Source organism: Pseudoalteromonas sp. SANK 73390 (assembly GCF_054966645.1).
Genome location: NZ_ARPN01000027.1, coordinates 19,465 through 46,328, shown reverse-complemented (window position 1 = coordinate 46,328; position 26,864 = coordinate 19,465). Strand labels below are relative to the sequence as shown.

Genomic DNA, 26,864 nt, shown 5'->3' with positions numbered 1-26,864 from the left:
ATAATTTGTTATTTGGCAAACTAAAGCTTGTGGAACTAATTTAAAGTATGCTAATAATGTGTGCAGTATTATAATTTAACACTAAGACTATGAATTTAATTGTTACTCGCACTTACCTATTTTTCTTTTTTAGCTTCTTTTATTGATGAGGCTTATCTGTTTGCGCGTAACACCAAATAAATAAGCCTCCCAACCGGGAGGCTTTTTTTTGCCAATGGGAATGAGGACCTATGACTGAAAATACACTAAACGCCCTAAGAAGCGATATCAACGAGATTGATTCTGAATTGTTAATATTGCTAGCAAAGCGGCGTCGGATAAGCTTTAGCGTATTAGAATATAAAATCGCTAACCAAAAGCCTGTTCGAGACGAGCATCGAGAGCAAATCCTACTAGAAAAGCTCATTAGCTATGGGAAATCATTAGGTTTAGACGCTTTTTATATCAACAATGTTTTTCAAACTATCTTAGAAGATTCTGTTTTAAATCAACAAGCACTGCTTCAAAAAAACCTTAATCCTGATACCGTAAGTGATACACACCGTGTTGCATACCTTGGCGGCCCAGGCTCATACAGTCAATTGGCATGCCATAAGTATTTTAGTCGCCGGCCTGGAAAGCTGATTGAAATGGGCTGTCAAAACTTTGAACAGATAACAGAGCAAGTAGAGAAAGGCCAAGCTGATTATGGTTTATTACCCATTGAAAATACCAGCTCTGGTAGTATCAATGAAGTGTTTGACCTACTCCAACATGCACAAGTATCAATTATTGGAGAAGTAACGCACACCGTTGAACATTGCTTATTAGCCAACCCAGATACACAATTAAAAGAGATTCAGAAAATTTTTGCTCATCCACAGCCCTTTGCCCAATGTAGCAAATTTGTCCAAGGTCTTGGAGATGTGCTCCATGAAACCTGTGATTCAACCTCAAGTGCATTACAAAGCGCACTAAACACACCAAATAGCGCTGCAATTGGCTCTGCACAAGCTGGAAAAGATGTTGGTTTAGAAGTTATAAAAACAGCACTGGCAAATCAAACTGAAAACCATAGCCGATTCATCGTTGTTGCACGAAAGGCTATGCAGGTATCTAACCAAATACCTACAAAGACCAGTTTAATTATGGCGACTAAACAGCAAGTCGGTTCTTTAGCTGATGCATTAATGGTATTTAAACAGCATAGTATCAATATGGTGAAACTAGAATCACGCCCAGTACCTGGCAACCCTTGGGAAGAAGTGTTCTACGTCGACCTTATCGCGAATATCGCTATGCCTAATGTGCAAAATGCGCTTGAGAAATTAAAAGACCATACCCAATATGTGCGCATTCTAGGCTGTTATCAAAGCGAATCTATGCAAGCAGTTGATGTATTGTAAACCTTAAATTGCATCCTTCATTGAACAAGCCAGTGTCTTCTCAAACGCTGGCTTTTTTGGCTGAGTTAAACAAGTGGCTTATTCTTGTTTGAGCCCCAGTAATTCTATTTCAGCAATTTGCATTAGCCCATCATTGTTGGCGTTTTTGCTGATGCTTAATCGATAATTTGAGTAGGCGAACGCATTTGAAAAAGTAAATAGCTGCCTTTGTTGTCGTGCATCCCAACTTTCTCCAATCCAACTTTCAACGACTTCCCACGTTTGACCACCATCATTTGACCCCAATAATTGAAAGTTCTCAGGGTCGCGTGCAGGTGCATCATTGGCGCTAGTGATAGCTAAGCCACTAACAACTTGTGCACTGTTAAAATCAACTTGAATCCATGATGGCGCATCGGTAGTTGGTGGGCCTTGCCACTCATTATGATCAAGCCATTTAGTGGTTACATCGTTATCAAAGGCTTTTTGTTGGTTTTCTGCATTACCAATACTGGCACGAGCACTAAAGGTAGTACCTAGTAATTCAGACAAGTCTTGTAATGCATACTGTGGACCAACCAGCTCTATCTGTGCTATTTGCAACAAGCCATCATTATTGGCATTTTTACTGATGGACAATCGATAGTGTGAATAGGCTAAACCATTGTTTACAGCAAATGATCGGCGCTCGAATCGCTGCCCAAATGACTCCCCCATCCAAGTACCTAACAATTGCCAGTTATCGCCATCGTTTGATGCTAACAACTGAAAGTTCTGGGGGTCACGCGCTGGCGCATCGTTCGCACTGGTGATATATAAAGTATTAACCGCCTGCGGTGTTGGCAGGTTTACTTGCACCCAAGCAGGGTTTTCTTCTGTGGGAGGGCCTTGCCAATCATTGTGATCTAACCATTTGCTATTCACGTCACCATCAAAAGCTTGTGCAGCCCCTTCACTGTCGCTAATACTATATCGGGCTAAATAAGTTGCACCTGATGCTTTTGCATGATCAAGGCTTGACACTTCAGGGCCTATCAGTTCCATCTCAGCAATTTGCATTAAGCCATCATTGTTTTATTTTTACTGATACTTAATCGATAACTACGATAGGGTAGTTGATTAGCCATACCAAAAATTCGACGCTCAGCACGACCATCAAAAGACTCCCCAACCCAGCTCCCCAATTGCTGCCAAGTTGTTCCTTCATCATTTGAGCCAAACAGCGCAAAGTTTTCAGGATCGCGTTCCGGTGCATCATTGGCGCTGGTCAGTGCCAGCTGATTAACTGCCACTGCGTCATTAAAATCAACTTGTAGCCAAGACGGCGCTTGCTCCGTTGGCGGCCCCTGCCAATCATTATGATCTAGCCACTTAGTTGTAGGGTCATTATCAACGGCTTTATCTTGATCCTCTGCCTCCCCAATACTGTTGCTGGCTGTCACTAAAGTATTATTCACGTCAGTATGGTCTACACTGGCATACACAGGGCCAACAAATTGAATTTCAGCAATTTGCATTAAGCCATCATTACTTTGGTTTTTAGTAATCGCAAGGCGATAGCGAGTATATTTTTGTGTATTGGCAAACATAAAGCCTTGTCGCTCAAAACGTTGTTCAAAAGCTGCGCCCACGACTTCCCCCAGTTTAACCCACGTATCCCCGGTACCATTTGATGCCAGCAAGGTAAAACTTTCAGGGTCTCGCGCTGGCGCATCATTGGCACTGGTGATGTACACACCATTAATCGCTTGAGCGCTGGCAAAGTCTACCTGCAACCAAGAGGGAGCTTCCTCTGTTGGTGGACCTTGCCAGTCATTATGATCTAGCCACTTGGTTTGTGAGTCGCCATCAAACGCTTTAGCTGCATTTTCACCATCACTTATGGCGTTACTTGCTGTGATGGTAGCCTGTGAGATTATCTCAGCAGTGGATACTTCGCGCATTGGCCCACTCGATACCGGCTGGTCAAATAACGCTAAAGACATGTCAATAATGCCTTGGGCACTCAAGCCAAGCTCCGTAGTTAATGGGTGGAGTTCAATTGCACTATAGATAGGCTGCCTAAATGACTCCAATGCAGCTTCATCTTGTGCTAAAGCATCATTAAGATTACTCACCGCTTTGCTCAATATAACCTTTAATGACCCTTGTGTATCAAAGTGTGCAAAGGCAGAATTAAGTAATGACAGCTTTTGTAAATCTTCTTCAATATAAGTCATCGCGCAGCTTTGTTCACCAGATTCTGAACTGGTACATACTTCACCTTGCTCAAAATGAGCGATTGCATCAGCACTCACTACTGGCATAGTAAAAACATTAATATTTCCTGCTTGCCAGCCCATTGCTCGCAGTAGTAATGCCGACATATCTGCTTGTGCAAGTGCCATTAATTCCGGAGTTGACACATTTCGCCCTGCAGCTGCTTGTTGTTCTATCAGCATAGTTGCCAATGTAGTCAGCACATTAAGTTGTACCGTTGCATCTGCACTGCCATCTGCGCTTGCTCCATAAGGCACTGCGATATGACTTAAAGTCGACAGTGTTACACCTGCAATATACTCGCCACTAACCATGTCACCCATTGCGGCGCTACCACATTGTCTTGCATCACACACCATTTGCGAGCCTTGTGCTGTAGTAGCAGTGACTTTGATAACTGAGTCAATGCCAAAGCCTGCCTTACTGGTAAGCGCTATAAACAACTCACCGGATTGATCTGAACTGTTTCCCTCTTCCACCGTCATTGTGCTGCCATTTAATGCTGTTACTGCAATATTTGCATTGCTCAGCGTTCCTTTTACTAGCGAGCCGGAGATTTCGGCAGTGGTCATAACAGGCGTAACTGGCACGTTTTCAGCTTTGGGATCATCACTGCCTCCCCCACAAGCACTTAGCAAGCCGATAAGTGCAATCATCAATACTGCGCATTTAATTTTGTTTAACGTTTTCATATTTTTCCCTTTTCCTGAGCGCAAAAAACGGCGTTCAGAATTTGCTATCTTTGCTATTTCAATATTGTGCAAATAATCACGTTATTTAGATTAAAACCGATAGGTGAGCCCAGCATAATAACGCTGCCCAGTGTAACTACTACTGCGTAATCTCGCTTTTGAATCATCACCATAAAATGTTCTAGGTTCTTCTTTAGTTAGATTAATTATCGATGCGCTTAAAATTAGATTTTTCATCACGTTATAAGACACATTCACATCAACTTGTTGGTAAGGCTCTTGATACACATTAAGACCGTCGGCAAGACCTAGCGCAGTTTCACCACGACGGTTATAAGATGCCCGAACGCTAAAATGTTCATTTTCATAATATCCAGAAAAGTTAAATTGGTTGTCGGCACTGCCCACTAATGCTGACTCCCCAACTTTTTCACCGTCTACATTAATATCAGCTTGATTGGTATCGTTCAGGGTATAGTTCACATTTACCCCAAAGCCGTTATCAAAAGCATGCTGGGCAAAGAGTTCAATACCACGAGAAGTGGCATTAGTACCATTGGCATTGGTTGTAAAAGGCGCTACGGTGATGTTGCCTGAAGGAACTATTTCAACCCCTGTAAACGGGTTAGTGAAACCTTCAAAAGGCCTTGTTGAGGTAATGATCAGTGGCACAATAAAGTTGTCTACTTTTTTATTGAACACCGCTATTCCCAATGCTGAACCATTGCCATAGTAATACTCAGCAGACAAATCCATCTGCGTCGACTCAAATGGTTTAAGTGCTTTGTTGCCACCTGAGCCCTGCCAACCTGGCTCTACCGGGTTCCCCCTAAACTCCAAGCGGTCATCAGCCCACTCTTGAGAGATAAACGTTAACTGTTCAGGTGCGCCCATGTCATTAAATGGCGGTCTCGACATCGTTCTCGCCAGTGCGCCACGCATCACTAAATTGTCACTGACATCCCACACAAGGTTTAGGCTTGGCAATAATTGCGTGTCGGTAACAGTGCGCTCAGTCATCGTTTCAACATCAACCAATCGCTCATTACCTAAAATATCTTCTTCTGTGGCATCATTAATGTCATCAAGGAAATAGTTGATTTTGTCGGATGACATAATTTGCGTTTGGGTTTGTACATAGCGCACCCCCAAATTACCTCTAAAGTCGCTGAACGAGAAATCGGCTTGCACATAAGCTGCAGTAATTTTCTCCTCAATATCAAAAACAAAGTCAGGCTCTTTGCGGGTATGCTTAACATAGTCGTTGGTGACAATTTGACGGTATTTATCCCAATTGATTGTAGGCATCGTATTGACTTCAAAACCACCGGGAATATTTTGCTCAGACTCTGCATTGAGTATCTGTTCTAGTGCTGGCATACCACCAATCCACTGATAAGACACTTTATCAATTGCTCCTTGGCTAAATGGGTCTAGCTCACCACTGGCTATCTGCTGGGCACCTGCTTGGGTAATAAAAAAAGTATTATTGGTTTCTCTATGTAGGTTTGCTTTGCGATACTTACCACCCACTCGCAAGGTATCAATAATACCGAAGTCAACATGGTAGTCTAAATCCAACTGTGCATAATCTTCTTCTAAATCGCTGACAACAAAACTTGACCCCGTTGAACCAGGATCTGGATCGCCCGCGACACCAGCTTGCAGGTTAGATAATAATGCCGGGTCTGCATAAAGCGAGACTCTATCGCCTAATCGCCACCCTGCGAATGACGCTGCATTTTCTACTAACCCTGAAGCACTTCGACTGGCTGGCTGGCCACTTTTATAAGCTGCACTCCAAGACTCTGATGGGCCCCCGTGGGCTCTAGTATGGCCAAACTTACCTGTTAACTCATACACATCACCCACATACTCAATGGCAAGGTCATACGTATCAGAAGTATCTTTTTCAACCGTATAGCTACCAATCAACCAAGGGAATTCTAAATTACCCTCGACACCCCCAGCACCTGAAGTAAAGTCCACCCCTGTTACGATGGTTTGCGTATCATCAACCGTCACATCGGTTAAATAATTAGGGTGATACTTCCATTCAGGGATCCACATCTGCGATGTGGTACGGTTTTGTCCCAATTCAAAGTGAAAATGATTCATAGTCAGGGATAAATCATTCATTGGCCGCCATTGAATAGTAACCTGTAACCCCTCTCGCTCACGTTTCTCTTTCGTTATACCCACTCCTGCGACTTGAGGTGCCCACACGCCGTCATATACATTGCCATACGCATCTTCTAATGCTGAAAATCGACGTGTGCTATCAACAATTTCTGTCCCATTCGTGTCGGTTGCTGGTAATTGTGAGCTGGTAGCCCAACGCCAACCACCTCCACCAGACATGTCACCACCCAATGCGCGGTTAGTTCTATCTTGCTTGCTGTAACCGACTAATAGTCCTAAGTTTTCATGTTCATTTTTCCATGAATACACGCCACTAAAGTTAGGTTCATATTCTTCAGTCACATCCGCATAGGTATATTCAATATTAAGCGCCCCGGAGTTAGCTTCCATATCCAGAGGCTTGCGACTATGTAAAATCACCGTACCGCCAACGCCCCCTTCATCTAACCTTGCCTCGGATGATTTAAACACTTCCACCGACTGCACCATGGTTGCAGGTAACAACGAATAACTAAATGAACGAGAAGGAGAACCAGCAGAAGAGGCAATGAAATTACCATTAAGCTGAGTAAACGTGAGATCAGAAGAAAGACCACGGATACTGACATTTTCCCCTTCACCACCGCTACGAGATATCACTACACCTGGCACTCGCTGTAAGGAGTCCGCCACATTTTTATCGGGAAACTTACCGATGTCTTCAGCAGTGATAGCATCTACAATAGCATTAGAAAGCCGCTTAATCGCCAAATTTTCCGCCATTGAGGCCCGGATCCCACGTACTTCAATGGTTTCTATTTCCTGTTCGCTCCCAGCGCTATTTTCTTGAGCCATAGCCCACTGAGTACCACAAAGCATCGCGAGCATTAACGCTGACTTGCGAAATTGCTGTGACGGTCCCCTGTCATGGCATCTGTTATTATTATTGGCCATTCCTATCTCCAGTATTTTTATAATTTATAAAGTCATAGTTCGATTAACACGCTATGACGCATCACTGTGTTGCAACCCGTTTTTATTTCCTTTTAAGGGTTAATTGTTTTGTTTAATTGGTATCCAATACTCGTTCAGAATAGGAGTGCACCACAAAAAGTGATAATAGAATTTCGGTTTACACTAAAACAAAATCGGCGTTCAGCTTAAAAAAGGTCCAATTTATTTTTATTTCCTTTATAGTCTATATCACTTTAAAACTTGGCTTTAATTTTTAATAAAAGCACATTAAAACACCTTAATCATTTGAATTTAAAAACTTAATTGAAATAATTAATTATTTAAATCATTTAAATTAAAACACTTAAGTTATTCAAATGTGAGAATATGCTATGAACCCAGCAATGAATTTAGGTAAAAAACTGGAAATCTGCTTAAGCAGTGATGACCTTAATTTACTCAAACGTAATACACACACTACTTTTGCATCTGGCGCAACAAGAATTGAGTTATGCAGTGCATTACATCTGGGTGGACTTTGCCCATCTAGTGCAGCAATCCAATGTGTAGCTCGGCAACTCCCGTCCTTTGGTGAGTGTATTGTGATGCTACGTAGCGATAGTCATTTTTTTATTGACAGTTCCATGCTTTATCAGCTTCAGCTAGACTTACAACGCATCACAGCAGACGGGGCAACTGGCATTGCACTTGGTTTTGTGGATAAGTACGGCAATATTGCTGAACATGCATCTAAGCAATTAATTTTAACTGCCAAGTCTTTAGGGCTTACAGTCACATTTCACCGTGCTTTTGATGCTCTAAAACACTGGCAACGCGCAACAGAGACCTTAATATCGCTCGACGTTACGCGTGTTCTAAGTGCAGGCGGTTGTTGGCAAAGTGGTCAAAGTGCATACCAAAACCAAGCCCAACTTACACGTTTATTGACACAACTCAATGGCCAAATAGAGGTCGTTATTGGTGGTGGTGTCTGTACTCAAAACGCTCAGGCACTTTGGCATTTAAGTGAGTTTGGTGCAATGTCGCTGCATACTCACTCGGGTGTTCACAACACGAATGGTGAGGTATGCCCAGCTAAAGTTCAGACCATACTTGCAAAAAACTCACCACAAAGCAGGAAGAATAATGACTGAAAACACCTTATTTTTAGGTATTGATGGCGGTGGCACAAAATGTAAAGTGCGCCTTGAAAATGGCAATGGACAACAACTAGCAGAAGCAACAAGCGGCCCTGCCAACATAGCGACGTCAACAACTCAGGCGCAATCATCAGTTTTGAACGCCACAATGACAGCGCTGACAAATGCACAATTACCAACCAATGCGCTGGCAAACCTTCACGTATATGCCGGCTTTGCAGGGGCTAACATACACAGTGCAATAGTCACCATGGCCCAGTGGCAACACCCGTTTGCTGATTTTACTTTTACAACTGATATACATATTGCTTGTGCAGGCGCACATCAAGGCCAAGATGGGGGTGTAATAATTCTTGGTACTGGTTTTTGTGCGGGGTTACTTAAAAATGGTCAATGCAACGAGTTTGGCGGCTATGGTTTGTTGCTCAGTGATGGCGCAAGCGGCGGCTGGATTGGGCTAAATTTAGTCAAAACAGCCATTGAAGTGCTCGACAAATTATCTCCTACCAGTGCACTAATTGAAGCCTTTCTCGACCAAGTAAAATGCCAACATACCGAGCAATTAGTGGCGTTAACCCTGCATGCGCCACCTTGCTACTTTGCACAATTTGCTAGGTTAGTATTTACCTATCCTGACGACCCATACGCTAAGCATATTCTCAGCAGCGCCGCACATTTTGTTGAGCGCTATATAAAACAATTACAAGACTTAGGAGTAGATAAAGTCGCGCTAATTGGTGGCGTGGCTGTACCGATTAGATCATGGATACACCGCAACTACCAAAGTAGTTTAGTGACACCTGCTATGACACCAGAAGCCGCCGCAACGCAATTAGCTCGACGTCAATTCTTTGCGTAATTGAGATGGTATTTCACCAAATAAGCGTCGAAACTGTTTACTAAAATAGCTCGGTTCAGAAAAACCACATTGATAAGCCACCTGCGAAACAGGAAGGCGGGTTTCAACCAGTAACTTACGCGCGTTTTCTAACCTTATTTCGTTAATAAACTGATTGGGCGTTTTGGCCAGATGCTTTTTAAAACGGCGCTCTAGGGCACTTACTGACAAATGCGCCAATTGCGCCAGTTCCTCAATACTAATATGACGATGATAGTGCGCACGGATATATTCAACCGGCGCTTCAATAGCACGTACATGAGATAAAGCTTGAGAAGTTTTAGTCAGGTGGCGAGTGACGCCGTAAGTACCGATAATTTTATTTTGTGTATCCAACAATACTTTTTTTGAGGTAGAAAACCAAGCTAAGTCACCACTGCTGGTTTGATTTAATTCAAACCTATCGGTCACCATAAACCCGTCCATTACTCTTTTGTCATCATTAACATATTGAAAAGCCAAATGCTGGGGTGAGAAGTCAAAGTCGGTTTTAAGTAAAATTTGCTCAAGGGTTTTATAGCCTTGATGCTCTACGAAATGCTGATTCGCATAAACAATTTTACTGTCTGTGTCTTTGACCCAAAAGAGAATATCAGGGATCAAGTCAAACGCTGCAATAAGCTGATTAACTCCCGCTTTATTTAGTATTGTTTGCTCGTGCATATGTACTTTTTTGACCTTTTATACTAGATGCAAAGTTTATTATAAACGCCGATTTTGTTGCATTGTCAACCGATATTATATTATCACTTATGCACCTGAGTTACCTATTATCAATAACATCAGATTATTTGATTTTAATCACTCTCGGAGCTTAATAATGGATAACAACAAAATCCGTATGGCAATGGTAGGCGGTGGCGAAGGCGCATTTATTGGCGCAATACACCGCATTGCCGCACGATTAGATGGGCAAATTGAGCTCGTTGCTGGGGTTTTTAGTCGCTACCCAAAAAAATGCTTATCTACTGGCCAGCAGTTAGGGTTAGACCCTAGTCGTTGTTACCATGATTATGAAACACTATTTCGCGAAGAGGCTCAACTACCACAATCGCAGCGTATGCAGTTTGTAGCTATTGTCACCCCAAATCACCTTCACTTTCCTATCGCCAGTGCAGCAATTAAATATGGCTTTCACGTTTTAAGTGATAAACCCGCAACGCTGACTTTAGCACAAGCCTTAATGCTTCAAAACCAACTCAGCGACACTCATTGTTTATATGGCTTAACTCAAACTTATACGGGTTACCCTATGGTAAAAGAAGCCCGCCACCGTATTGCCATTGGTGCGCTGGGCACAGTGAAAAAAATAGTCGTTGAATATAGCCAAGGTTGGCTTGCCAATACTAATGACGAAACCAGCAAACAAGCCAGCTGGCGTTTAGATGCCAAAAAATCAGGTATAAGCTGCTGCATGGGTGATATTGGTGTACATGCTGCCAACCTTGCTGAATATGTAAGCGGACTTGAAGTTAACGCGCTGTGCGCTGATTTAAACACGGTCGTGGCGGGCCGAACACTCGATGATGATGGCACTGTCTTATTGCGTTTTAACAATGGTGCAAAAGGCGTGTTAATGGCCAGCCAAATTGCAGTCGGTGAAGAGAACAATTTAAAACTCAGGATCTATGGCGAAAAGGCCAGCATTGAATGGGCACAAATGGAGCCTAATAGCTTATGGCTACGAGAGCAAAATGCCCCTGCACAACTTATTCGCACAGGTGTTGGCAACTTATGTCCAGCAGCCAGTAAAGCCACGCGCACACCTGCAGGTCACCCTGAGGGGTACTTAGAAGCCTTCGCTAATATCTATCTCAATTTCGCCGAGATGATTCAAGCACACTGCCAAAATAATGCAGTGCAAAACCAAGATTTTGATGTACCCGGTATTAAAGAAGCAGTGCGGGGTATGGCATTTATAGAAAGCGCGGTAGTAGCTAGTGCACAAGACACTAAGTGGCACCCTTTTACAATTGGATAAAATAATAATGAAGCAAATCAAAGGTCCCGCTATTTTTCTGGCGCAGTTTGTCAGCGATGAGCCGCCATTTAACAACTATAACGCAATTTGCCAGTGGGCAAGTAGCCTAGGTTACAAAGGTATTCAAATACCCACTTGGGAATCTAGATTGTTTGACTTAGACACAGCCGCCCAAAGCCAAGATTATTGCGATGAAATAACGGGTATTGCCACTGAATATGGGCTTACTATTTCAGAATTATCGACCCATTTACAAGGCCAATTAGTTGCAGTACACCCAGCCTACGACCAAATGTTTGATGGTTTTGCGCCCAATGCGCTACATGGTTCACCACAAGCCAGAACACAATGGGCCACTGAGCAGCTAATGTTAGCAGCCAGCGCCAGTGAAAAATTAGGACTAACCAGTCATGCAACCTTTTCAGGGGCACTGCTATGGCATACTTTTTACCCATGGCCACAACGTCCACAAGGGCTTGTTGAACAAGGATTTGAAGAGCTTGCAAAGCGTTGGTTGCCTATTTTAAATCGCTTTGATGAAGCGGGTGTGGATGTATGTTATGAGCTTCACCCGGGTGAAGATTTGCACGATGGAGTCACTTTTGAGCGTTTTTTAGACGCGACTGACCATCACCCACGTGCCAATATTCTCTACGACCCGAGTCATTTTGTACTGCAACAGTTAGATTACTTGGCCTTTATTGATATCTATCACGATCGCATCAAAGCATTTCATGTCAAAGATGCTGAATTTACACCAAATGGGCGCAGTGGTGTGTATGGTGGATATCAGCCGTGGCAACAACGCCCTGGACGATTTCGCTCATTAGGCGACGGTCAGGTCGACTTTAAGCAAATATTCAGTAAATTAACACAATATGGCTTTGATGGCTGGGCCGTACTAGAGTGGGAGTGTTGTATTAAACACCCCGAAATAGGCGCACTGGAAGGCGTTGATTTTATTAATCAGCACTTAATCAAACCCACAGATAAAGCCTTTGATGATTTTGCCGCCAGTGTGACCGACTCAGCCCTTAACAAGCAAATTTTAGGCATAAAATAAACAGGACACTGACCATGAATAACAATAATTATAATCGCACAGTTTTCCAACTATGCTGCTTAGCGCTCGTGGTAACGTCAATGACGTTTGCTATTCGTGCCGGCATTTTAGGACAACTAGGCGAGCAGTTTGGTCTGACAGGTGCAGAACTTGGTTGGGTCAATGCCATGGCATTTTTGGGCTTTCCCGTGGCAACAATATTGGGCGGCGCAATTTACAACGCCATTGGCGCGAAAAAACTCGTTGGGCTGGCTTTTGTATGCCACTTTTTTAGGATTAGGATTGACCATTACCGCGGATGGCTTTTGGGGTTTACTGATTTCGACTTTTTTAATTGGTTTTGCCAACGGATCGGTAGAAGCGGGCTGTAACCCACTGATCGCTCAAATGTATCCAAAAAATACCACCACCATGCTCAACCGCTTCCATGTGTGGTTTCCCGGTGGTATTGTGATTGGCGCTTTGGCATCTAACTCAATGACGGCATATGGATTAAACTGGCAATGGCAAGTGGCGTTAATTTTAGTACCTACACTCATTTACGGCATGATGATGCTCAAAGCGCAATTTCCAAAGTTTGACCGAGCAGAACACTCCACCACGAGCAACCTCAAGCACTTACTCTCGCCAATGTATTTATTTTTAGTCTGTTGTATGACTCTAACCGCAACCACCGAACTGGGCACTCAACAATGGATTGAACGTATTTTGGGAGCATCGGGTGCCTCCCCAATGATGATACTGGCATTAATCACCGGCCTTATGGCACTTGGCCGTTTCTTTGCAGGGCCAATTATTCATCGCTTTAACCCGACTGGGGTATTACTAGGCTCGGCAGTGTTAGCCACTTCAGGTATTTTCTTGATGAGTCAAGCTCAAGGCACAACCGTTTATGTAGCTGCCATATTGTTTGCCCTAGGCGTGACCTATTTTTGGCCTACAATGCTTGGCTGTGTTGCCGAATATACCCCCAAAACTGGTGCCTTAGGTATGTCATTGATGGGCGGTGCTGGCATGTTTGCAGTTAGTATGTGGAACCCAATCATTGGTGGCTGGATAGACTCTGCAAAACTTGCAGCACAGTCGGCTAATTTAACCCAACAGCAATCCGATTTCGTCGCCGGACAAGCCGTGCTGGAGAATATTTTAATATTTCCACTCATTCTAATTATCGCCTTTGGTGGCCTGTACTTTTATATCAATAAAAATAAGCGCATTGAAAAATATGCGTAACGCCAACTTGCTTAGTTAAACGCTCTATTTCGAGTGTACTTAAAAGTTGGTATGAATAACAACAAGTAAATAGTGAACAAATGAGGTTCTATTATGCTCAACACCCTAAAAATGCTAACCGTGGCATTGGCTGTCAGTTGTACCGCAAGCGCTAGTGTCACAGACAATCAATTGAGCCAACAAGAACAACAAACTGGCTGGCAGCTGCTATTTAATGGCAAGGACATGTCGCAGTGGCGCAACTTTAAAAGCACAGGGCTAAATAGCCAATGGCAAATAAAAAATGGCGCAATGACACTCACCCAAGGCGGTGGGGGTGATATTTTAACAAAAAAAATGTATCAGAACTTTGAACTTCAACTCAATTGGAAAATAGCTAAAAAAGGCAACAGCGGCATTTTTGTATTGGCTGATGAAACAGGCAATGCCATATATTCTCATGCACCAGAAGTACAAATTTTAGATAACAAAGAACACCCAGATAACAAAATTGACTCTCATTTAGCAGGCTCAATTTATGATTTATTTGCCGCCCCAAGTAGTGCACATAAACCTGCATTATCATGGAACCATGTGCGCATTAAAATGCACAATGACCACCTTGAAGTATGGCAAAACGGCGTGAGTACCACCAGCATTGTGATTGGTAGCAGTACCTGGAATACCCTTGTTGCTAATAGTAAATTTGCCACTTGGCAAGGCTTTGCTCAAGGTAAGAAAGGCCATATTGGGCTGCAAGATCATGGTGATAAAGTGTGGTTTAAAAATATAAAAATTAAGGAGCTATAACCATGGCAACATTTGATCATAAGGTTTTAGTAGTGGGATCTGGCGCAGGTGGCGCAATGGCGGCCTATACGCTCACTAAATTAGGTCATAAAGTACTACTGCTCGAAGCTGGCAGAAATTATGAACCAACAAAAGAAACCCCGATGTTTCGCCGTAACAGCGAAGCACCATTGATGGGTGCAGGTAACAAAGACAAAAACTTTGGCTTTTATGACGCAACGGTTGATGGTGGCTGGCAAGTACCGAATGAGCCATACACTCATGCAGAAAATACTGACTTTTACTGGTGGCGTGCGCGCATGCTGGGTGGGCGAACTAACCACTGGGGCCGATATTCACTGCGCTTTAGTGAACATGATTTTAAAGGTAAAAGCCGCGATGGCCATGGTGCCGATTGGCCTTTTGAGTATCAAGATATCGCCCCTTGGTATGATAAAACTGAAGATATAGTCGGTATCTGTGGCACCAATACAGACCATGACGACATGCCCCCATCAGCACTAGGCATATTACAGCCACCACCAGCACCCAGAATCCCTGAGTTACTCGTTGCTGCTGCATCAAAAAAGCTGGGCATTGCTGCTGTGCCTATGCATAGAGCGGTATTAACACGTAAAAAAGATAATAGAGCTGCGTGCTTTTACGCCACCCCTTGTGGGCATGGCTGTTCAATTGGTGCCGCCTTTCAAACCACGACTTCTTTGCTGCCAATGGCAAAATCCACTGGGAATTTAGAGGTGATAACCGATGCCATGGTCAAATCAGTCACCGTTAATGATGAAGGTAAAGTAACAGGCGTTACCTATGTAAATAAAAAGTCTTCATTGGTACAAACGATTTATGCCGACGTAGTGATTTTAGCCGCCAGTGCGTGTGAATCAGCCCGTATCTTACTTAATTCAAAACATAACAAGCACCCTAAAGGGCTGGCCAACTCAAGCGGTCAGGTTGGTCGTAATCTTATGGACTCGACTGGAGCTTGGTTGGGGGCACAAATTCCTGCCCTAAAAAACCGTCCACGCTATAACGAAGATGGTCACACCGCCAACCATCTGTTTATTCCGTGGTGGGGGCACAAAGCCCATGCCAAAGGTGAACTCGACTTTCCGCGAGGCTACCACTTTGAAATAAGCAGTGGTTTTAGGCAACCGGGTTCTGGGGTATCGGGTGACAAGCAAGGCTATGGCAGCGTACTCAAACAACAAGTGCGAGATGCCTATGGATCATACGTGGGCTTTGCGCTGCGTGGTGAAATGCTACCTAATAAAGATTCTTATATGGAAATTGACGACAAGGTCAAAGATAAATGGGGGATCCCTGTGGCGAAATTCCACTTCAAATGGTCTGACAGAGAATTAAAGCAGATTGAGCATGGCCTAAAAACCGCCAAGCAAATTCTTGAAACTATGGGTGCCAAGGTGGGCGAATTACCTCCTGCTGAAAAGGCTATTTCCAAAGGTGGCGAAATCATCCATGAAGTCGGCACCACTAGAATGGGCAGCTCTGCCAAGGAATCGGTCACCAATCAGTGGGGGCAAACTTGGGATTGTGACAACTTATTTGTAATGGATGCTGGCGTATTTGCCTCCAATCCTCATAAAAATTGCACTTTAACTATTATGACCTTAGCGATGCGCAACTCAACTTGGCTAGCAGAGCAAATTGACCAAGGAGTCTTATAAATGAACACACCCGATAGTATTGACCCTTATAAATATACTTCTGGAATGACCCGTCGTGAGTCACTCAAATGGCTAGGTGTGCTAGCAGCAAGCTCTGCGGTATCGCTCAGTTCAGGTTGCAGCAAAGTCATTAGCGACAATGTAACAAGTGCAGGACATTGGCCTGATATTGATCTAAAACCGGTGACAGCTAAAGGCTACGGCACTGATCCAAACTTAATCATGCCACCAGAATCACCATGGCCGCTCACTCTCAGTGAAGCGCAATTATCATTGGTCGCCGTACTCGCTGACTTTATTGTACCCCGTGAAGGGCAAAACCCTAGTGCTTCACAAGTTCAGGTGCCCAGTGTTATCGATGAATGGGTGAGCGCACCATATGATGGTCAACAAAAAGACAGAGTCACCATTCTCCACGCGCTGGCATGGATAGATGACGAAGCAACACTTCGTTATAAAAACCCATTTTTAAAGCTCAGCAAGGTGCAACAAATAGCCATTATGGATAACATTGCCTACTTTAATGAACAAACCCCAGCGCAATTTCAACGAATTGGTAAAGCTTTTTTACGCTTTAAAAATTTAGTGCTCGGTGCCTACTTTTGTACACCTGAAGGCTGTAAAGATATCGGCTATTTAGGTAATGTGCCTATCGCTGGTGACTATCCAGGACCCACAATTGAAGCCAAAGCACACCTTGATGGTGTATTGGCAGAATTAGGGCTCAGTGAATACGCTTACGCAGATTAAACAATTCATCAAGGTATGACTATGATAAAAATAAAATTTGTTCTTTTAACCACTCTATTGTTTAGCGCTTTGTGTTTTTTTTGCGCCTCGAAGAGTCAAGCAAATACCGCAACCCCAATCCCTATTGGCGTTCAGCTTTGGTCTGTTAGAGATACATTAAAAAACGATTTTGACGGCACATTACAAGCACTTGCCAATATGGGTTTTACTGGCGTTGAATTTGCAGGCCATTTTGGTAACTATGACAACAACCCCAGCGCCTTGAAAAAACGGCTCACTGAGCTTGGTTTAGTAGCAACGAGTGCTCATATTGGCTTTGATGACATTACATCAAGCAAGGCGGCCAACACATTCCTGTTTTATAAAACACTTGGCATTGAGGTACTGATTGTACCTTGGGATAAACGGGCATGGGACACACAGAAAGTACCTGAGTTGGTTGCACAATTAAATGAGGCCCACCAACTCGCTAAGCGATTTAATATGCAGATTGGCTATCATAACCATGAAAAAGAATTTAACGACTACCAAGGCGAAACTTTTTGGGATTATATTGCACAAAATACACCCGCTGATTTTCCGCTACAATTAGACGTTGGTTGGGTTAACTATGCGGGTAAGTCGCCTATTGATTATGTAAAAAAATATGCTGGCAGAACCTATTCAACCCACATCAAAATTCGTACGCATGAAGGCGACCGTTTAAGCCCGATTATTGGTGAAAACAACTATCCGTGGCATAGACTTATCCAAACCATGCAAGAACACGGCGCTACCCAATGGGTTATACTCGAACAAGAAGAATATCCAAAAGGACTCTCGTCACTGCAAAGCGTTGCACGCTCAAAAGCCAATTTGGATAGCATACTTGCTGAAAAATATGTGAATAAGTGATTTATATCTAGCTATAAACTTTAAGGGGTCAAGCCTATTGCTTCATATTACTTTTCAATAAGAACGCACGTTCCTGAATAAGTGATGATGCAAGCAACTTGACCCCATTGGTTATTTTCTTTTGCTTTTCTTATTTACTCATTACCCAAAATGAGTAGCGACCAGGGCTTCCCGCATCTCGCATACCATTTAAAAATTCTGTGTAGCCCATTGTTCGGCTGCCATAACCGCCATAAGGGTCCGCGAACTTAACGTAGCCACCATCGCTTCTATTTGTATCGTAGTAAATTTCATGTACCACCACAAAATGGCCGAAGCCTCGTGATTTTGTAAGCGCAATAATCTGTTGAGTCTCATTTGATGTAAGTGCTGAGTGTAATCGAGATTTTATAGTATTCCTACTGGTGCTTGTTTGTTTACTAACTGCAAAGCCATCATTTCTATTATTAACAATCCGCTCCAAGTGATCACCAGATGCTTCTCTATATGGATTATTTACATAATCTTTATATGAAGAAAATTGCATTAGCTCTGTATGAAACCATTCTAATTGGTTAGCATCGTCAGCGTACTTGCTTCTCAGTACATTCATGGCCGTAGCGAATGCAGCGTGGCCGCATAGCCACCATGTATCGCTAGCTTTTGGATCTGGGTAGCTTGGCATTCTTTTATATTGGAGCTGATCCACCACTTCATAACTATACGGAAGCTCATGAGTGTCAACTTTATATGTAGTGCCTGCAGCGCTGTTAAAAGCAACCGATGTTAAAATAGGTAATATGATTTTCTTCAACATTTTCATTTCCTTAGATTTTAGTTGTTTCTGGGCCGTTATGTATTGGCTTTTAATGTAACCAAAGGGTTGAAAATTGTAAATCACTGTGCTTTTATGGTGTCCATAACCATCTAATATTATGAATATAAAGGATATATTTTGAAAAGCGCAATAGAAATAAGAATAAAGGAATATATCTCAGAGACTGGTTTAACCAACCGGGCTTTTGCAAAAAATGTGGGAATAGGTGAGTCGACATTATATAAAAAATGGCGTGAGCCTGCTACGTTCACTGATAGGGAACTTGAGCTTATCGCAAACTTTATAGGCTGCAGCTTTCAACATATAAAAGCGCTTTGCCAAGCAAATGAAAATATAGTCTCTATAGAGACTCAGAATCAATATTTTGTACCAAAGTGGAGAAGCCGCCCTTTTATTTGGTTTTTCATTTCCTTTCTTGCTGTTTTTTTCCTTACTGCATATGTGTTGTTTCAGAGCTTTTCAGCTTCTGAGTCAAGACAAAACCTGACTGAGTATAGTGGTCGATTTGTTGGTACTGGAGAGGATATAAGTACAAGTGAAATGTCCAATCTAACAAATTTTCACTCTAAACTGTATCAGTATGAGTTTTTGAATGTAGAAACAGTTACTCGGGGTGAGGAGATATTTATTGAAGCTGAGGTTAAATGGCAATCAACCGCTGATCCAGATATGAGTAGAATAGATAAATTTTCAGCAAAGGGGCTGCATATTGGCGATAGTGCCGCGATAATTTATAAAATTCATGATATCAATGACAGCGAAGTATGGATTGGCACAGCAATGCTAACAATTGGCCGTTCTGGCCCAGCTAATGGTTATTGGATGACGATCCACTATGACCAAGACCCTGATGCAACAGGACCGTTCGCGATGGGAACGATTTTCCTAAATAGGGTTGGATTAAAACAGGATTAATATTCAAACATTTAAGTGAATGACTGCTTTAATAATTGCAGAAAACTCAAATTATGAATGCCTCATTCTATGGAAAGCTCACAGGCACTCTTTAAGTTTTTACAACCCCACGGTATCGCGTTTTGGCTTTTGCTAATGTTGTTCAGAAGGTACTTAAAAAATCATTTTAAGCTTAAGGAGCCTACCTATTGCTTCATATTACTTTTCAATAAAAATGTGTGTTCCTAAATAAGTTATGAAACAAATAGCTTGACCCTTTTGCCTCCTATGGCTAGCTTCCATCTCAGTTGCAAACTTGATTGAAAACATTTTAAAGGCATGTAGAAAAGTATCCTAGTTAAAAAGTTAAATCAACTAAATAAGCCAATTAATTCAGTATGTTAAGAGTTGTTTTTTGATTGTTACTCACGTTCAAGATGTTCACTCGGAAATGGGGACATGTTTAGATATTGCACTATTCTAGGTTTATCCGTTAAATTTGCTCGGCTGCCATGAGGTAAGAAGTGGTGCCAAATAATCATATCTCCCGCGTTTGCGGCAATCGGTTTTGAACCGAGCTGATGTAACTTAGCAGGTTCAGGTTGAAGTTGATATTTACTCACTTCATGGGGCAACGTCTTATGAAATCCAGGTACTAAGGTCAAAGCTCCCTGATCTTGTTCTGTATCAGTCAAATAAATAATGCCCTGTGTGCCAAAAGTTAAAGGCTTTGCAAAGTTAACATCCCAATGCAAGTCAGGCCCAGAAAATGGATAGTTAGTAGTTTGGGGCGGGTTAAAGCCACATCGATCTGAAGACACAATTAAGTCTTCGGTATGCCATAGCTGACTAAACGCTTTATGAACTCGCCTACTACGACGCACTTGGTTAAGTGCCTCATGCTGAATAAGCTCAACCATAATTCCTGAACGCTTTTCACTACTATACCATTGGCGCTTATCGGCTATATCTATTTGCAAATATTCACCTATGGCGTGGATAACATTGTCACACATAGCTTGGTCAATCGCATGTTTAACTACAACAAAACCATGTGTTTGCCAGTGCAGCATGTCATCTTCACATAAAACATTATCCATATGTTTAACCTGTGCATTTAATTGTTGAATTTCATCAGGTTGAGCTTCACGCTTTAGATAACGGTAAAGACGCGCTAACGCCAATTCATTTATATTCCCATAGTATGCAAGGCGAGATAGAAAAGTTTGATAGCAATGCGCATTTTCGTAGAGCACCCTCACGGCATCCGCTTGGCTTATGCCTAGTAAATCAAAAATGGCTTTTTCGAGTAAAAAGTCAAGTTTAGTATGCTGATTAGGTTGGCCTGAGAGCGGGTTATGTACTGCGGTCCAAATCTTTTTTAAGTAAATGCCTAGAGTATCGCTTTCAACCTCTAGATTCTCCAACTCCAAGTCATGCTTATTCATGTAACTCCCTTAACGCAAATGACACAAGGCAATTATACATCAGAACACAAGGGGTTGCGCTTTACTTTTTACTAATATTACTTTCAATAAAAACGTGTGTTCATAAATAATGAAACAAGCAACCTGACTTTTTGTAAACCAAATTATTGCCGTTTAAAAATAATAACAGAGTTGCCCTTCCCTGTTGCGACCAATAAATGTCGGTTGTCATGTGTGAGGGTCATTGATGATATTCCCTTTAATTTTTGCCCACCAATATTATATAAAGACTCTTTCAAAACCAGCTTTCCGTTTTCTTGTACATGAAGTTTAAGTGGCTGTCCACGCTAATTAATTTACGTTATTTCGCTTAGTGCTTTTCTATTTAAAAGAAACAGCAAGCTGCAAAATTCGGTTGTCGCGCACTGGCATCCTACAAATTGACTTGCCGCCCCCTTGCTAATTCCATCGTCTTATTCTTAAAGCTTGAAATAATTTTTGAAGAACCTAAAACATAAACAAACCAAGCAAAATTCAAACTTGAGTGCCTATCTATAAGTTTTCTTTTTCTCCAATAATTTTTGATGTTCTTTTGTTGCTTTAGCTGAAGCTATAGTAGTTAAGATAAAACTGTAATAACAATGATGAGAAAGATATACATAATTTTTAATAAAGCTCCGCCATCAGCCGACGACAACCAAAACGCTTTTTGGGCTTGGCGCAAAAGCGAGACAGACGGAGGTTGGATGGCTTTGTTATACTTCTATTACGACTACTGAAGTATTGGCAATAACCCAAAAACCAACAAAGTACAAGCGATTAGTGATAGTAGTGATCCAATACGTACCATAATCTTAACCATAAATTCGAAAGCAGCGGTTGCTGAAAACCCAGCGCCTGCAATTGGGAGTGCTTTACTTGCACCTGTTATAGAAGCAATAGTTATTCCCAGCCAAATAAGTATAAATCCCAGTGCACAGCCATAAGCCACAAAAAATTCTAAAGATAAAGGCAACACAACCTGCGACCAGATAACACCAAAGATGGCCAAGGCCATTCCACATTGAACTGCAGTCAAGTGACCAGAAAGAGCCATCCGGGAGTTTTTTACAGTTGGTATCAATGCACCTTGTATTAAACCAACAAGAAAAAAGATAATTCCAACAAAGATGAGTTGTGCACCTATTTGTGTAAGTTCTATCATAATATTCCCCATGTATGTATAACGCTAGGCTCCGTGGGGCTACTTACATTACAAACATTACCAATGTAAGTCCGATAGCTTTGTTCATGTTGGTTTTTAAATTTTTGAAAAGTACTCATTATTTATCCCCATTGAAAAAAACACATGGTAAACAACGAAATACTAAAATTCATTCACCTAGATTCATTTTTTAATTTACTCAATGTCTGGGGAGCGACACCGAGATAAGAAGCTATATGGTATGACTTAACTTGATTAAATATAAAAGGGTATTCGTCTAGTAAACGATCATATCTTTGTGCAGCAGTCTCTGACATGAGCGAAAGGACACGTTTGTATGTTGCTGAATAATAGGTGCCATGTATCCATATTCTCGCTAAAAGCTCCCATTTTTTTTCTTGTGATATCAACTTATCAAGCTCCTCCAGAGACGCAACATAAAAAACTGAATCTTCAAGAATTTCAAAGTTAAGCATTGACCCTGTTTTTTCATAAAAGCTGACACTATCGTCCATAAAGTGGTTTAAGCCATGTTTACTTTTGCCACGAAAATAGAGTTGCCAAGTATGATCTTTGCCATTCATATCAATAAAATATGATCTGGCTAAACCACTTTTAATAAACCATATCTCACTAAATACTTCACCTGCGTGATGTATTGTTGTTCCTTTTTTGACATGTTTTATGTCAAATATTCCGCAAGCATAAGCCCACTCATCATCATTGACAGGAATATAATGCTCAATCATTTTTCTAAAATATTTCATAGAACTACAGTTGTTGGTTTTTTAATATAATTATTAGCATAAACAGCGGAACAAGTTGAGCGCTTTTTTGCGTCGTTGTTTTATGCAAAAAATTTGAAAGGACAGTCACTTTTAAAAAAGCATAAAGAATCAATAAATAATAGTGATAGTAAAACAACAACCGGAACGCACCAACTCAAAAAGAAAGGTTTTGATGGAATACTACAATTTCATAAATAGCAAAAACTTCTTGTGAACAGGTTTGAATTTGCCATTAAAATATTTCTTTAATGTTGAATTGAATATTAAATTGGCTGTGTTGTTCATACCCCCTCCCCCAAAGATTAACTAAGAAAAAAGGAGCCTTACACATCGAAATATAACAAGAAGTGCTGCAAGGCCCATTGTTCAGGTAGACTCTAAAACAAGCTCAGGGTAGCAAACCTTATAAATGAGAACCCCTACAGCGCTCTATTCATAATCTAAGACTTTGGCATCATTGGCTTTATTCAATAACCCACGGCTTTGCGACAAGAACTGCTTTGCACTTTCAGAGAAGTAACTTTTTGCTTCACTGAATGCACCTATTAGTCCCTCTTTATCACCTTGTTGTAACTTTTTTAAGGTTTGTTCAAAAGTATCTTGGTAGCTGGCTAATAGCCCTTCTACATCATTAAATTGCGCAAGCATAATATCGGAGTAAAGCTCAGGAGACTGTGCAAACAAACGCCCTACCATCATCAGCTCTAATTGATAAATCGGTGATGAGCAGCTGCGTAGCTCTTTTAAAGAATGGCATTGTTTTGCTAAAAACTGGCCATATACGAAGGTCGTTAAGTGGCGCATCACCTGAATAATTTGCATCGCTTGGTCATGCTTTTTAGCGTCTATTTCAACCAACTGGCTGCCCCAAATATTAAGCTGTTGCAACAATCCTATACATTGCTCGTGAAAACGCCCTTCACACACCACAATAGTTTGTTTCACCCAATGCGATATATCTGGGCCAAACATCGGGTGTAGCCCCACTACCGGCCCGCTGTGCTTATCTAGCAATACTTTCAGTGGCTGCTGTTTTACCGAGGTAATATCAACTAAAACACACTCTTTAGGTATTGGCGGTAAGTTTTGTACAATAGTCTCAATGGCATTGATTGGCACACTGATCATCACTAACTTGGCATCCGCTAAAATCTCTTTCGCGTGTGGCTGCTCATTTTTATCTAAAATTCTTACCTCGTAGCCAGAGCGCTCAAACTGCTTAGCAAACAGCTGCCCCATCGCCCCTTTACCCCCTACAATCACCACAGGAGATAAGTGTGGTGCAGCACATGACAGTTTACCCTGCTGGTTTTCGTATGCTTCACGCATCATACGCCTAAGAATGTCTTCAACGAGATCTGGGTTTACATTCAGGATCTGTGCTTGCTCACGTCGAGATGTAATCAGTTCAGCTTCGCGCTCTGGCGCATGCAGTGGCGCGCCCGTTTGTTGCTTAATAATACCCACTTGTTCAGTTAATGCGCGGCGTTTAGCTAGTAAATTAACTAGTTCGGTATCACACGCATCAATACCTTGTCTTAATTCGTTTAAATCCATTATGCTCGCCATAGAGTGTAAAGCAAAATTTACAGCAGTAAAAAATATGATACAGCTAGTCTATCAAGATAGCTAAAATGAAGAAAGCGAAATGCGGTTATATGTTAGTTGAAATTAATGAGTTTACAAACCAAAACAGGCCACTCAAAGAGTGGCCTGTTTTTTTAGCGTAGTAAAAAACGCGCGTATTAGTTAAGTTTCTCTTTAATACGTGCTGATTTACCTGAACGCTCACGCAAGTAGTAAAGCTTAGCGCGACGAACTGCACCGCGACGCTTAACTGCAATGCTGTCGATTAGAGGGCTGTGTGTTTGGAATACACGCTCAACACCTTCGCCGCTCGAAATTTTACGAACAGTGAAAGCTGAATGTAGACCACGATTACGCTTAGCGATTACAACACCTTCAAAGGCCTGTAGACGCTCTTTGCTACCCTCTTTTACACGTACCTGTACAACAACTGTATCACCAGCGCCGAACGCCGGTACGTCTGTTTTAAGCTGCTCTTCTTCAAGCGCTTTAATAATATTTTGGTTTACTTTTGCCATTATATTTCTCACATTCCTAGGTGTAACTGTCTTCTAGCCACAAGCTTCTTGGTACTCGTGCTGAAATTCAGCGAGTAGTGTCGCTTGCTCCTCAGTCAGAGCTAGGTTACGCAACAAGTCTGGACGTCGTAACCAAGTTCTGCCTAATGACTGCTTAGTACGCCATTTGGCTATCTCTTGGTGGTTTCCGCTGAGTAATACAGCAGGCACCTGTTTGTCATCCAATGTTTCTGGCCGAGTATAGTGAGGGCAATCTAACAAGCCATCCGAAAATGAGTCTTGCTCTGCAGATTGGTTATGTCCTAACACCCCTGGCACTAATCGAGCTACTGCGTCGATTAACGTCATGGCTGGCAGTTCACCACCGCTGAGAATAAAATCACCAATGGACCACTCTTCGTCTACATGAGACTCGATGATCCGCTCGTCTATACCTTCATAGCGACCAGCTACTAAAATCAATTTTTCAGACCCAGCTAATTCAGCCGCGCCTTGTTGATCTAGTTTTCGCCCTTGAGGAGACATGTAAATTACTTTAGCGCCTTCACCTGCTGCCGCTTTAGCTGCAAGTATTGCTTGCTGTAATGGCTGTACCATCATCAGCATGCCAGGACCACCACCGTAAGGTCTGTCATCTACGGTTCTATGCTTATCTTTAGCATAATCCCGCGGATTCCAGCAGTTAAAATCGATTAAACCGTTTTTAACCGCACGGCCTGTAACGCCTTGTTGGGTTATTGCATCAAACATCTCAGGAAAAAGTGAAATCACTCCTACCCACAATGGATTTTGCTGACTCATTAAAAGCCTGGATCCCAATCAACAATAATTTGTCTTTCGTCATACTTAACGTCTTTAATAACTGAATCAGTTAAATAAGGAATTAAGCGTTCTGATTGACCAAATGCGTCTTTTTTGTTTGCTTTAACAACCAAAACATCATTTGACCCTGTTTCCATCAAGTCATCAACCTGTCCTAAGTCATAACCTTTATCGGTTACCACAGACATGCCAATGAGATCTCGCCAATAGAACTCCCCATCGGGAAGCGCTGGCAGTTGCGCAGAATCTACAGAAATTTCCACATTGGTATAAGCCATTGCTTGGTCTCTGTCGTTTACTTGCGCAAACTTGGCGATAAAGCCCTTGTTGTGGCGACGCCAGTCGCTTACTTCAAGGGTTTGCCATTTACCTTGTTGCCCTATCAACCATGGGCTGAAATCGAAGATCCCTTGGGGATCATCAGTAAATGAATGTACCTTAAGCCAGCCCTTAATACCGTAAGGGGCACCAAGCTTACCAACTACAATAATCGTGGTGTTTTCTTGACTCATGGTTACACTTACGCCTATTAAGCCGCTTTACGAGCGTCTTTAACTAACTTAGCTACGCGATCTGAAAGAGATGCGCCCTGACCTACCCAGTGTTCAACACGAGATAAATCTAAACGAACTTTTTCTTCTTGACCTTGAGCAATAGGGTTAAAGAAACCTACTTTCTCGATGAAACGACCGTCACGCGAGAAACGGCTATCCGCAACCACAATTTGATAGAAAGGACGCTTTTTAGCGCCACCACGTTGCAAACGAATAGTTACCATACCGTCCTCTGAATAGATTGACTGTTTTCATTAATAAGATTTACTTCCCACTATGGGAAGCTGGGGAATTGTACGAGTTTTTTTCAACAATGCAAGTAACAATTGCGTTTTCTGCCTTTGCCAATGGAATTCAACTCGTATTGGCTTTGCGCATAGTAGATATATGGGCAAAATTTACGGCTAAAGCGC

Annotated in this window: 23 protein-coding genes and 1 pseudogene; 11 read left to right on the top strand and 13 right to left on the bottom strand. The window is 42.1% G+C overall.

Annotated elements, in window-relative coordinates; genetic code table 11:
• Nucleotides 1-230 precede the first annotated feature (230 nt).
• Nucleotides 231-1,385: a chorismate mutase gene (locus SANK73390_RS02520; protein ID WP_462763126.1), complete on the top strand. Its 1,155-nt coding sequence runs from the start codon at nucleotides 231-233 to the stop codon at nucleotides 1,383-1,385.
• 78 nt (nucleotides 1,386-1,463) lie between these two features.
• On the opposite strand, the gene SANK73390_RS02515 is transcribed toward SANK73390_RS02520, so the two are convergent.
• The 3 genes from SANK73390_RS02515 to SANK73390_RS02505 all read right to left on the bottom strand — a co-directional run bounded on the left by SANK73390_RS02515 (nucleotide 1,464) and on the right by SANK73390_RS02505 (nucleotide 7,390).
• Complete coding sequence (locus tag SANK73390_RS02515) at nucleotides 1,464-2,423, bottom strand: discoidin domain-containing protein (RefSeq protein WP_462763123.1); 960 nt, start codon at nucleotides 2,421-2,423, stop codon at nucleotides 1,464-1,466.
• Entirely contained in the window at nucleotides 2,423-4,315 is a 1,893-nt protein-coding gene (locus tag SANK73390_RS02510) for a discoidin domain-containing protein (RefSeq protein WP_462763121.1), read from the bottom strand. Before SANK73390_RS02510 ends, SANK73390_RS02515 begins: the two co-directional genes overlap by 1 nt.
• A gap of 90 nt (nucleotides 4,316-4,405) precedes the next feature.
• The gene (locus tag SANK73390_RS02505; RefSeq protein ID WP_462763119.1) at nucleotides 4,406-7,390 is read right to left on the bottom strand and encodes a TonB-dependent receptor; all 2,985 of its coding nucleotides are present in this window, start codon (nucleotides 7,388-7,390) and stop codon (nucleotides 4,406-4,408) included.
• Between the two features lie 392 nt (nucleotides 7,391-7,782).
• Here SANK73390_RS02505 and SANK73390_RS02500 point away from each other — a divergent pair, with 392 nt between their 5' ends.
• On the top strand, nucleotides 7,783-8,544 hold the full coding sequence (locus SANK73390_RS02500; RefSeq protein ID WP_462763117.1) for a copper homeostasis protein CutC: 762 nt from the start codon (nucleotides 7,783-7,785) through the stop codon (nucleotides 8,542-8,544).
• Entirely contained in the window at nucleotides 8,537-9,409 is an 873-nt protein-coding gene (locus tag SANK73390_RS02495; protein WP_462763115.1) for a glucosamine kinase nucleotide-binding domain-containing protein, read from the top strand. The genes SANK73390_RS02500 and SANK73390_RS02495 overlap by 8 nt, the downstream gene beginning before the upstream one ends.
• On the opposite strand, the gene SANK73390_RS02490 is transcribed toward SANK73390_RS02495, so the two are convergent.
• Complete coding sequence (locus SANK73390_RS02490) at nucleotides 9,383-10,111, bottom strand: PAS domain-containing protein (RefSeq protein ID WP_462763112.1); 729 nt, start codon at nucleotides 10,109-10,111, stop codon at nucleotides 9,383-9,385. The two genes, SANK73390_RS02495 and SANK73390_RS02490, sit on opposite strands and share 27 nt — an antisense overlap.
• Before the next feature lie 157 nt (nucleotides 10,112-10,268).
• Between SANK73390_RS02490 and SANK73390_RS02485 the strand changes: the two genes are divergently transcribed.
• The 7 genes and pseudogenes from SANK73390_RS02485 (at nucleotide 10,269) to SANK73390_RS02455 (ending at nucleotide 17,840) form a co-directional block, all read left to right on the top strand.
• Complete coding sequence (locus SANK73390_RS02485; RefSeq protein WP_462763110.1) at nucleotides 10,269-11,429, top strand: Gfo/Idh/MocA family protein; 1,161 nt, start codon at nucleotides 10,269-10,271, stop codon at nucleotides 11,427-11,429.
• 7 nt (nucleotides 11,430-11,436) lie between these two features.
• A complete protein-coding gene (locus SANK73390_RS02480; RefSeq protein ID WP_462763107.1) occupies nucleotides 11,437-12,492 on the top strand; it encodes a sugar phosphate isomerase/epimerase family protein in 1,056 nt (351 codons plus the stop codon).
• A gap of 14 nt (nucleotides 12,493-12,506) precedes the next feature.
• Nucleotides 12,507-13,725: pseudogene (locus tag SANK73390_RS02475) on the top strand (MFS transporter).
• 93 nt (nucleotides 13,726-13,818) lie between these two features.
• Nucleotides 13,819-14,514 (top strand): 3-keto-disaccharide hydrolase, encoded by a 696-nt coding sequence (locus tag SANK73390_RS02470; RefSeq protein WP_261593251.1) that lies wholly within the window; start codon nucleotides 13,819-13,821, stop codon nucleotides 14,512-14,514.
• Nucleotides 14,515-14,516: 2 nt separating this feature from the next.
• Complete coding sequence (locus SANK73390_RS02465) at nucleotides 14,517-16,196, top strand: GMC family oxidoreductase (protein ID WP_462763103.1); 1,680 nt, start codon at nucleotides 14,517-14,519, stop codon at nucleotides 16,194-16,196.
• Nucleotides 16,197-16,946, top strand: coding sequence for a gluconate 2-dehydrogenase subunit 3 family protein (locus tag SANK73390_RS02460; RefSeq protein ID WP_462763100.1), 750 nt, complete (start codon nucleotides 16,197-16,199; stop codon nucleotides 16,944-16,946).
• Nucleotides 16,947-16,967: 21 nt separating this feature from the next.
• The gene (locus SANK73390_RS02455; protein ID WP_462763098.1) at nucleotides 16,968-17,840 is read left to right on the top strand and encodes a sugar phosphate isomerase/epimerase family protein; all 873 of its coding nucleotides are present in this window, start codon (nucleotides 16,968-16,970) and stop codon (nucleotides 17,838-17,840) included.
• 130 nt (nucleotides 17,841-17,970) lie between these two features.
• Here SANK73390_RS02455 and SANK73390_RS02450 read toward each other — a convergent pair whose 3' ends face one another.
• The gene (locus SANK73390_RS02450) at nucleotides 17,971-18,636 is read right to left on the bottom strand and encodes a hypothetical protein (RefSeq protein WP_462763096.1); all 666 of its coding nucleotides are present in this window, start codon (nucleotides 18,634-18,636) and stop codon (nucleotides 17,971-17,973) included.
• Between the two features lie 138 nt (nucleotides 18,637-18,774).
• On the opposite strand from SANK73390_RS02450, the gene SANK73390_RS02445 reads away from it, so the two are divergent.
• Nucleotides 18,775-19,572, top strand: a complete 798-nt coding sequence (locus SANK73390_RS02445) for a helix-turn-helix domain-containing protein (RefSeq protein ID WP_462763093.1) — start codon at nucleotides 18,775-18,777, stop codon at nucleotides 19,570-19,572.
• A 401-nt stretch (nucleotides 19,573-19,973) separates the two neighbouring features.
• Here the strand turns inward: SANK73390_RS02445 and SANK73390_RS02440 are convergent, their stop codons facing one another.
• From SANK73390_RS02440 to rpsP, 8 genes are all read right to left on the bottom strand, one after another.
• Complete coding sequence (locus tag SANK73390_RS02440) at nucleotides 19,974-20,999, bottom strand: phytanoyl-CoA dioxygenase family protein (RefSeq protein ID WP_462763090.1); 1,026 nt, start codon at nucleotides 20,997-20,999, stop codon at nucleotides 19,974-19,976.
• Nucleotides 21,000-21,750: 751 nt separating this feature from the next.
• Nucleotides 21,751-22,182 (bottom strand): hydrogenase, encoded by a 432-nt coding sequence (locus tag SANK73390_RS02435; RefSeq protein ID WP_462763088.1) that lies wholly within the window; start codon nucleotides 22,180-22,182, stop codon nucleotides 21,751-21,753.
• Between the two features lie 173 nt (nucleotides 22,183-22,355).
• Entirely contained in the window at nucleotides 22,356-22,949 is a 594-nt protein-coding gene (locus SANK73390_RS02430; protein ID WP_462763085.1) for a Crp/Fnr family transcriptional regulator, read from the bottom strand.
• A 450-nt stretch (nucleotides 22,950-23,399) separates the two neighbouring features.
• Nucleotides 23,400-24,539, bottom strand: coding sequence for a bifunctional chorismate mutase/prephenate dehydrogenase (tyrA, locus tag SANK73390_RS02425; RefSeq protein WP_462763083.1), 1,140 nt, complete (start codon nucleotides 24,537-24,539; stop codon nucleotides 23,400-23,402).
• 176 nt (nucleotides 24,540-24,715) lie between these two features.
• Nucleotides 24,716-25,075, bottom strand: coding sequence for a 50S ribosomal protein L19 (gene rplS, locus SANK73390_RS02420; RefSeq protein WP_261595299.1), 360 nt, complete (start codon nucleotides 25,073-25,075; stop codon nucleotides 24,716-24,718).
• 33 nt (nucleotides 25,076-25,108) lie between these two features.
• Entirely contained in the window at nucleotides 25,109-25,876 is a 768-nt protein-coding gene (gene trmD / locus SANK73390_RS02415; protein ID WP_261595298.1) for a tRNA (guanosine(37)-N1)-methyltransferase TrmD, read from the bottom strand.
• Nucleotides 25,876-26,409 (bottom strand): ribosome maturation factor RimM, encoded by a 534-nt coding sequence (gene rimM / locus SANK73390_RS02410; RefSeq protein WP_462763078.1) that lies wholly within the window; start codon nucleotides 26,407-26,409, stop codon nucleotides 25,876-25,878. Before rimM ends, trmD begins: the two co-directional genes overlap by 1 nt.
• Nucleotides 26,410-26,426: 17 nt before the next feature.
• Nucleotides 26,427-26,675, bottom strand: a complete 249-nt coding sequence (gene rpsP, locus SANK73390_RS02405; protein ID WP_261595296.1) for a 30S ribosomal protein S16 — start codon at nucleotides 26,673-26,675, stop codon at nucleotides 26,427-26,429.
• Between the last annotated feature and the right edge of the window lie 189 nt (nucleotides 26,676-26,864).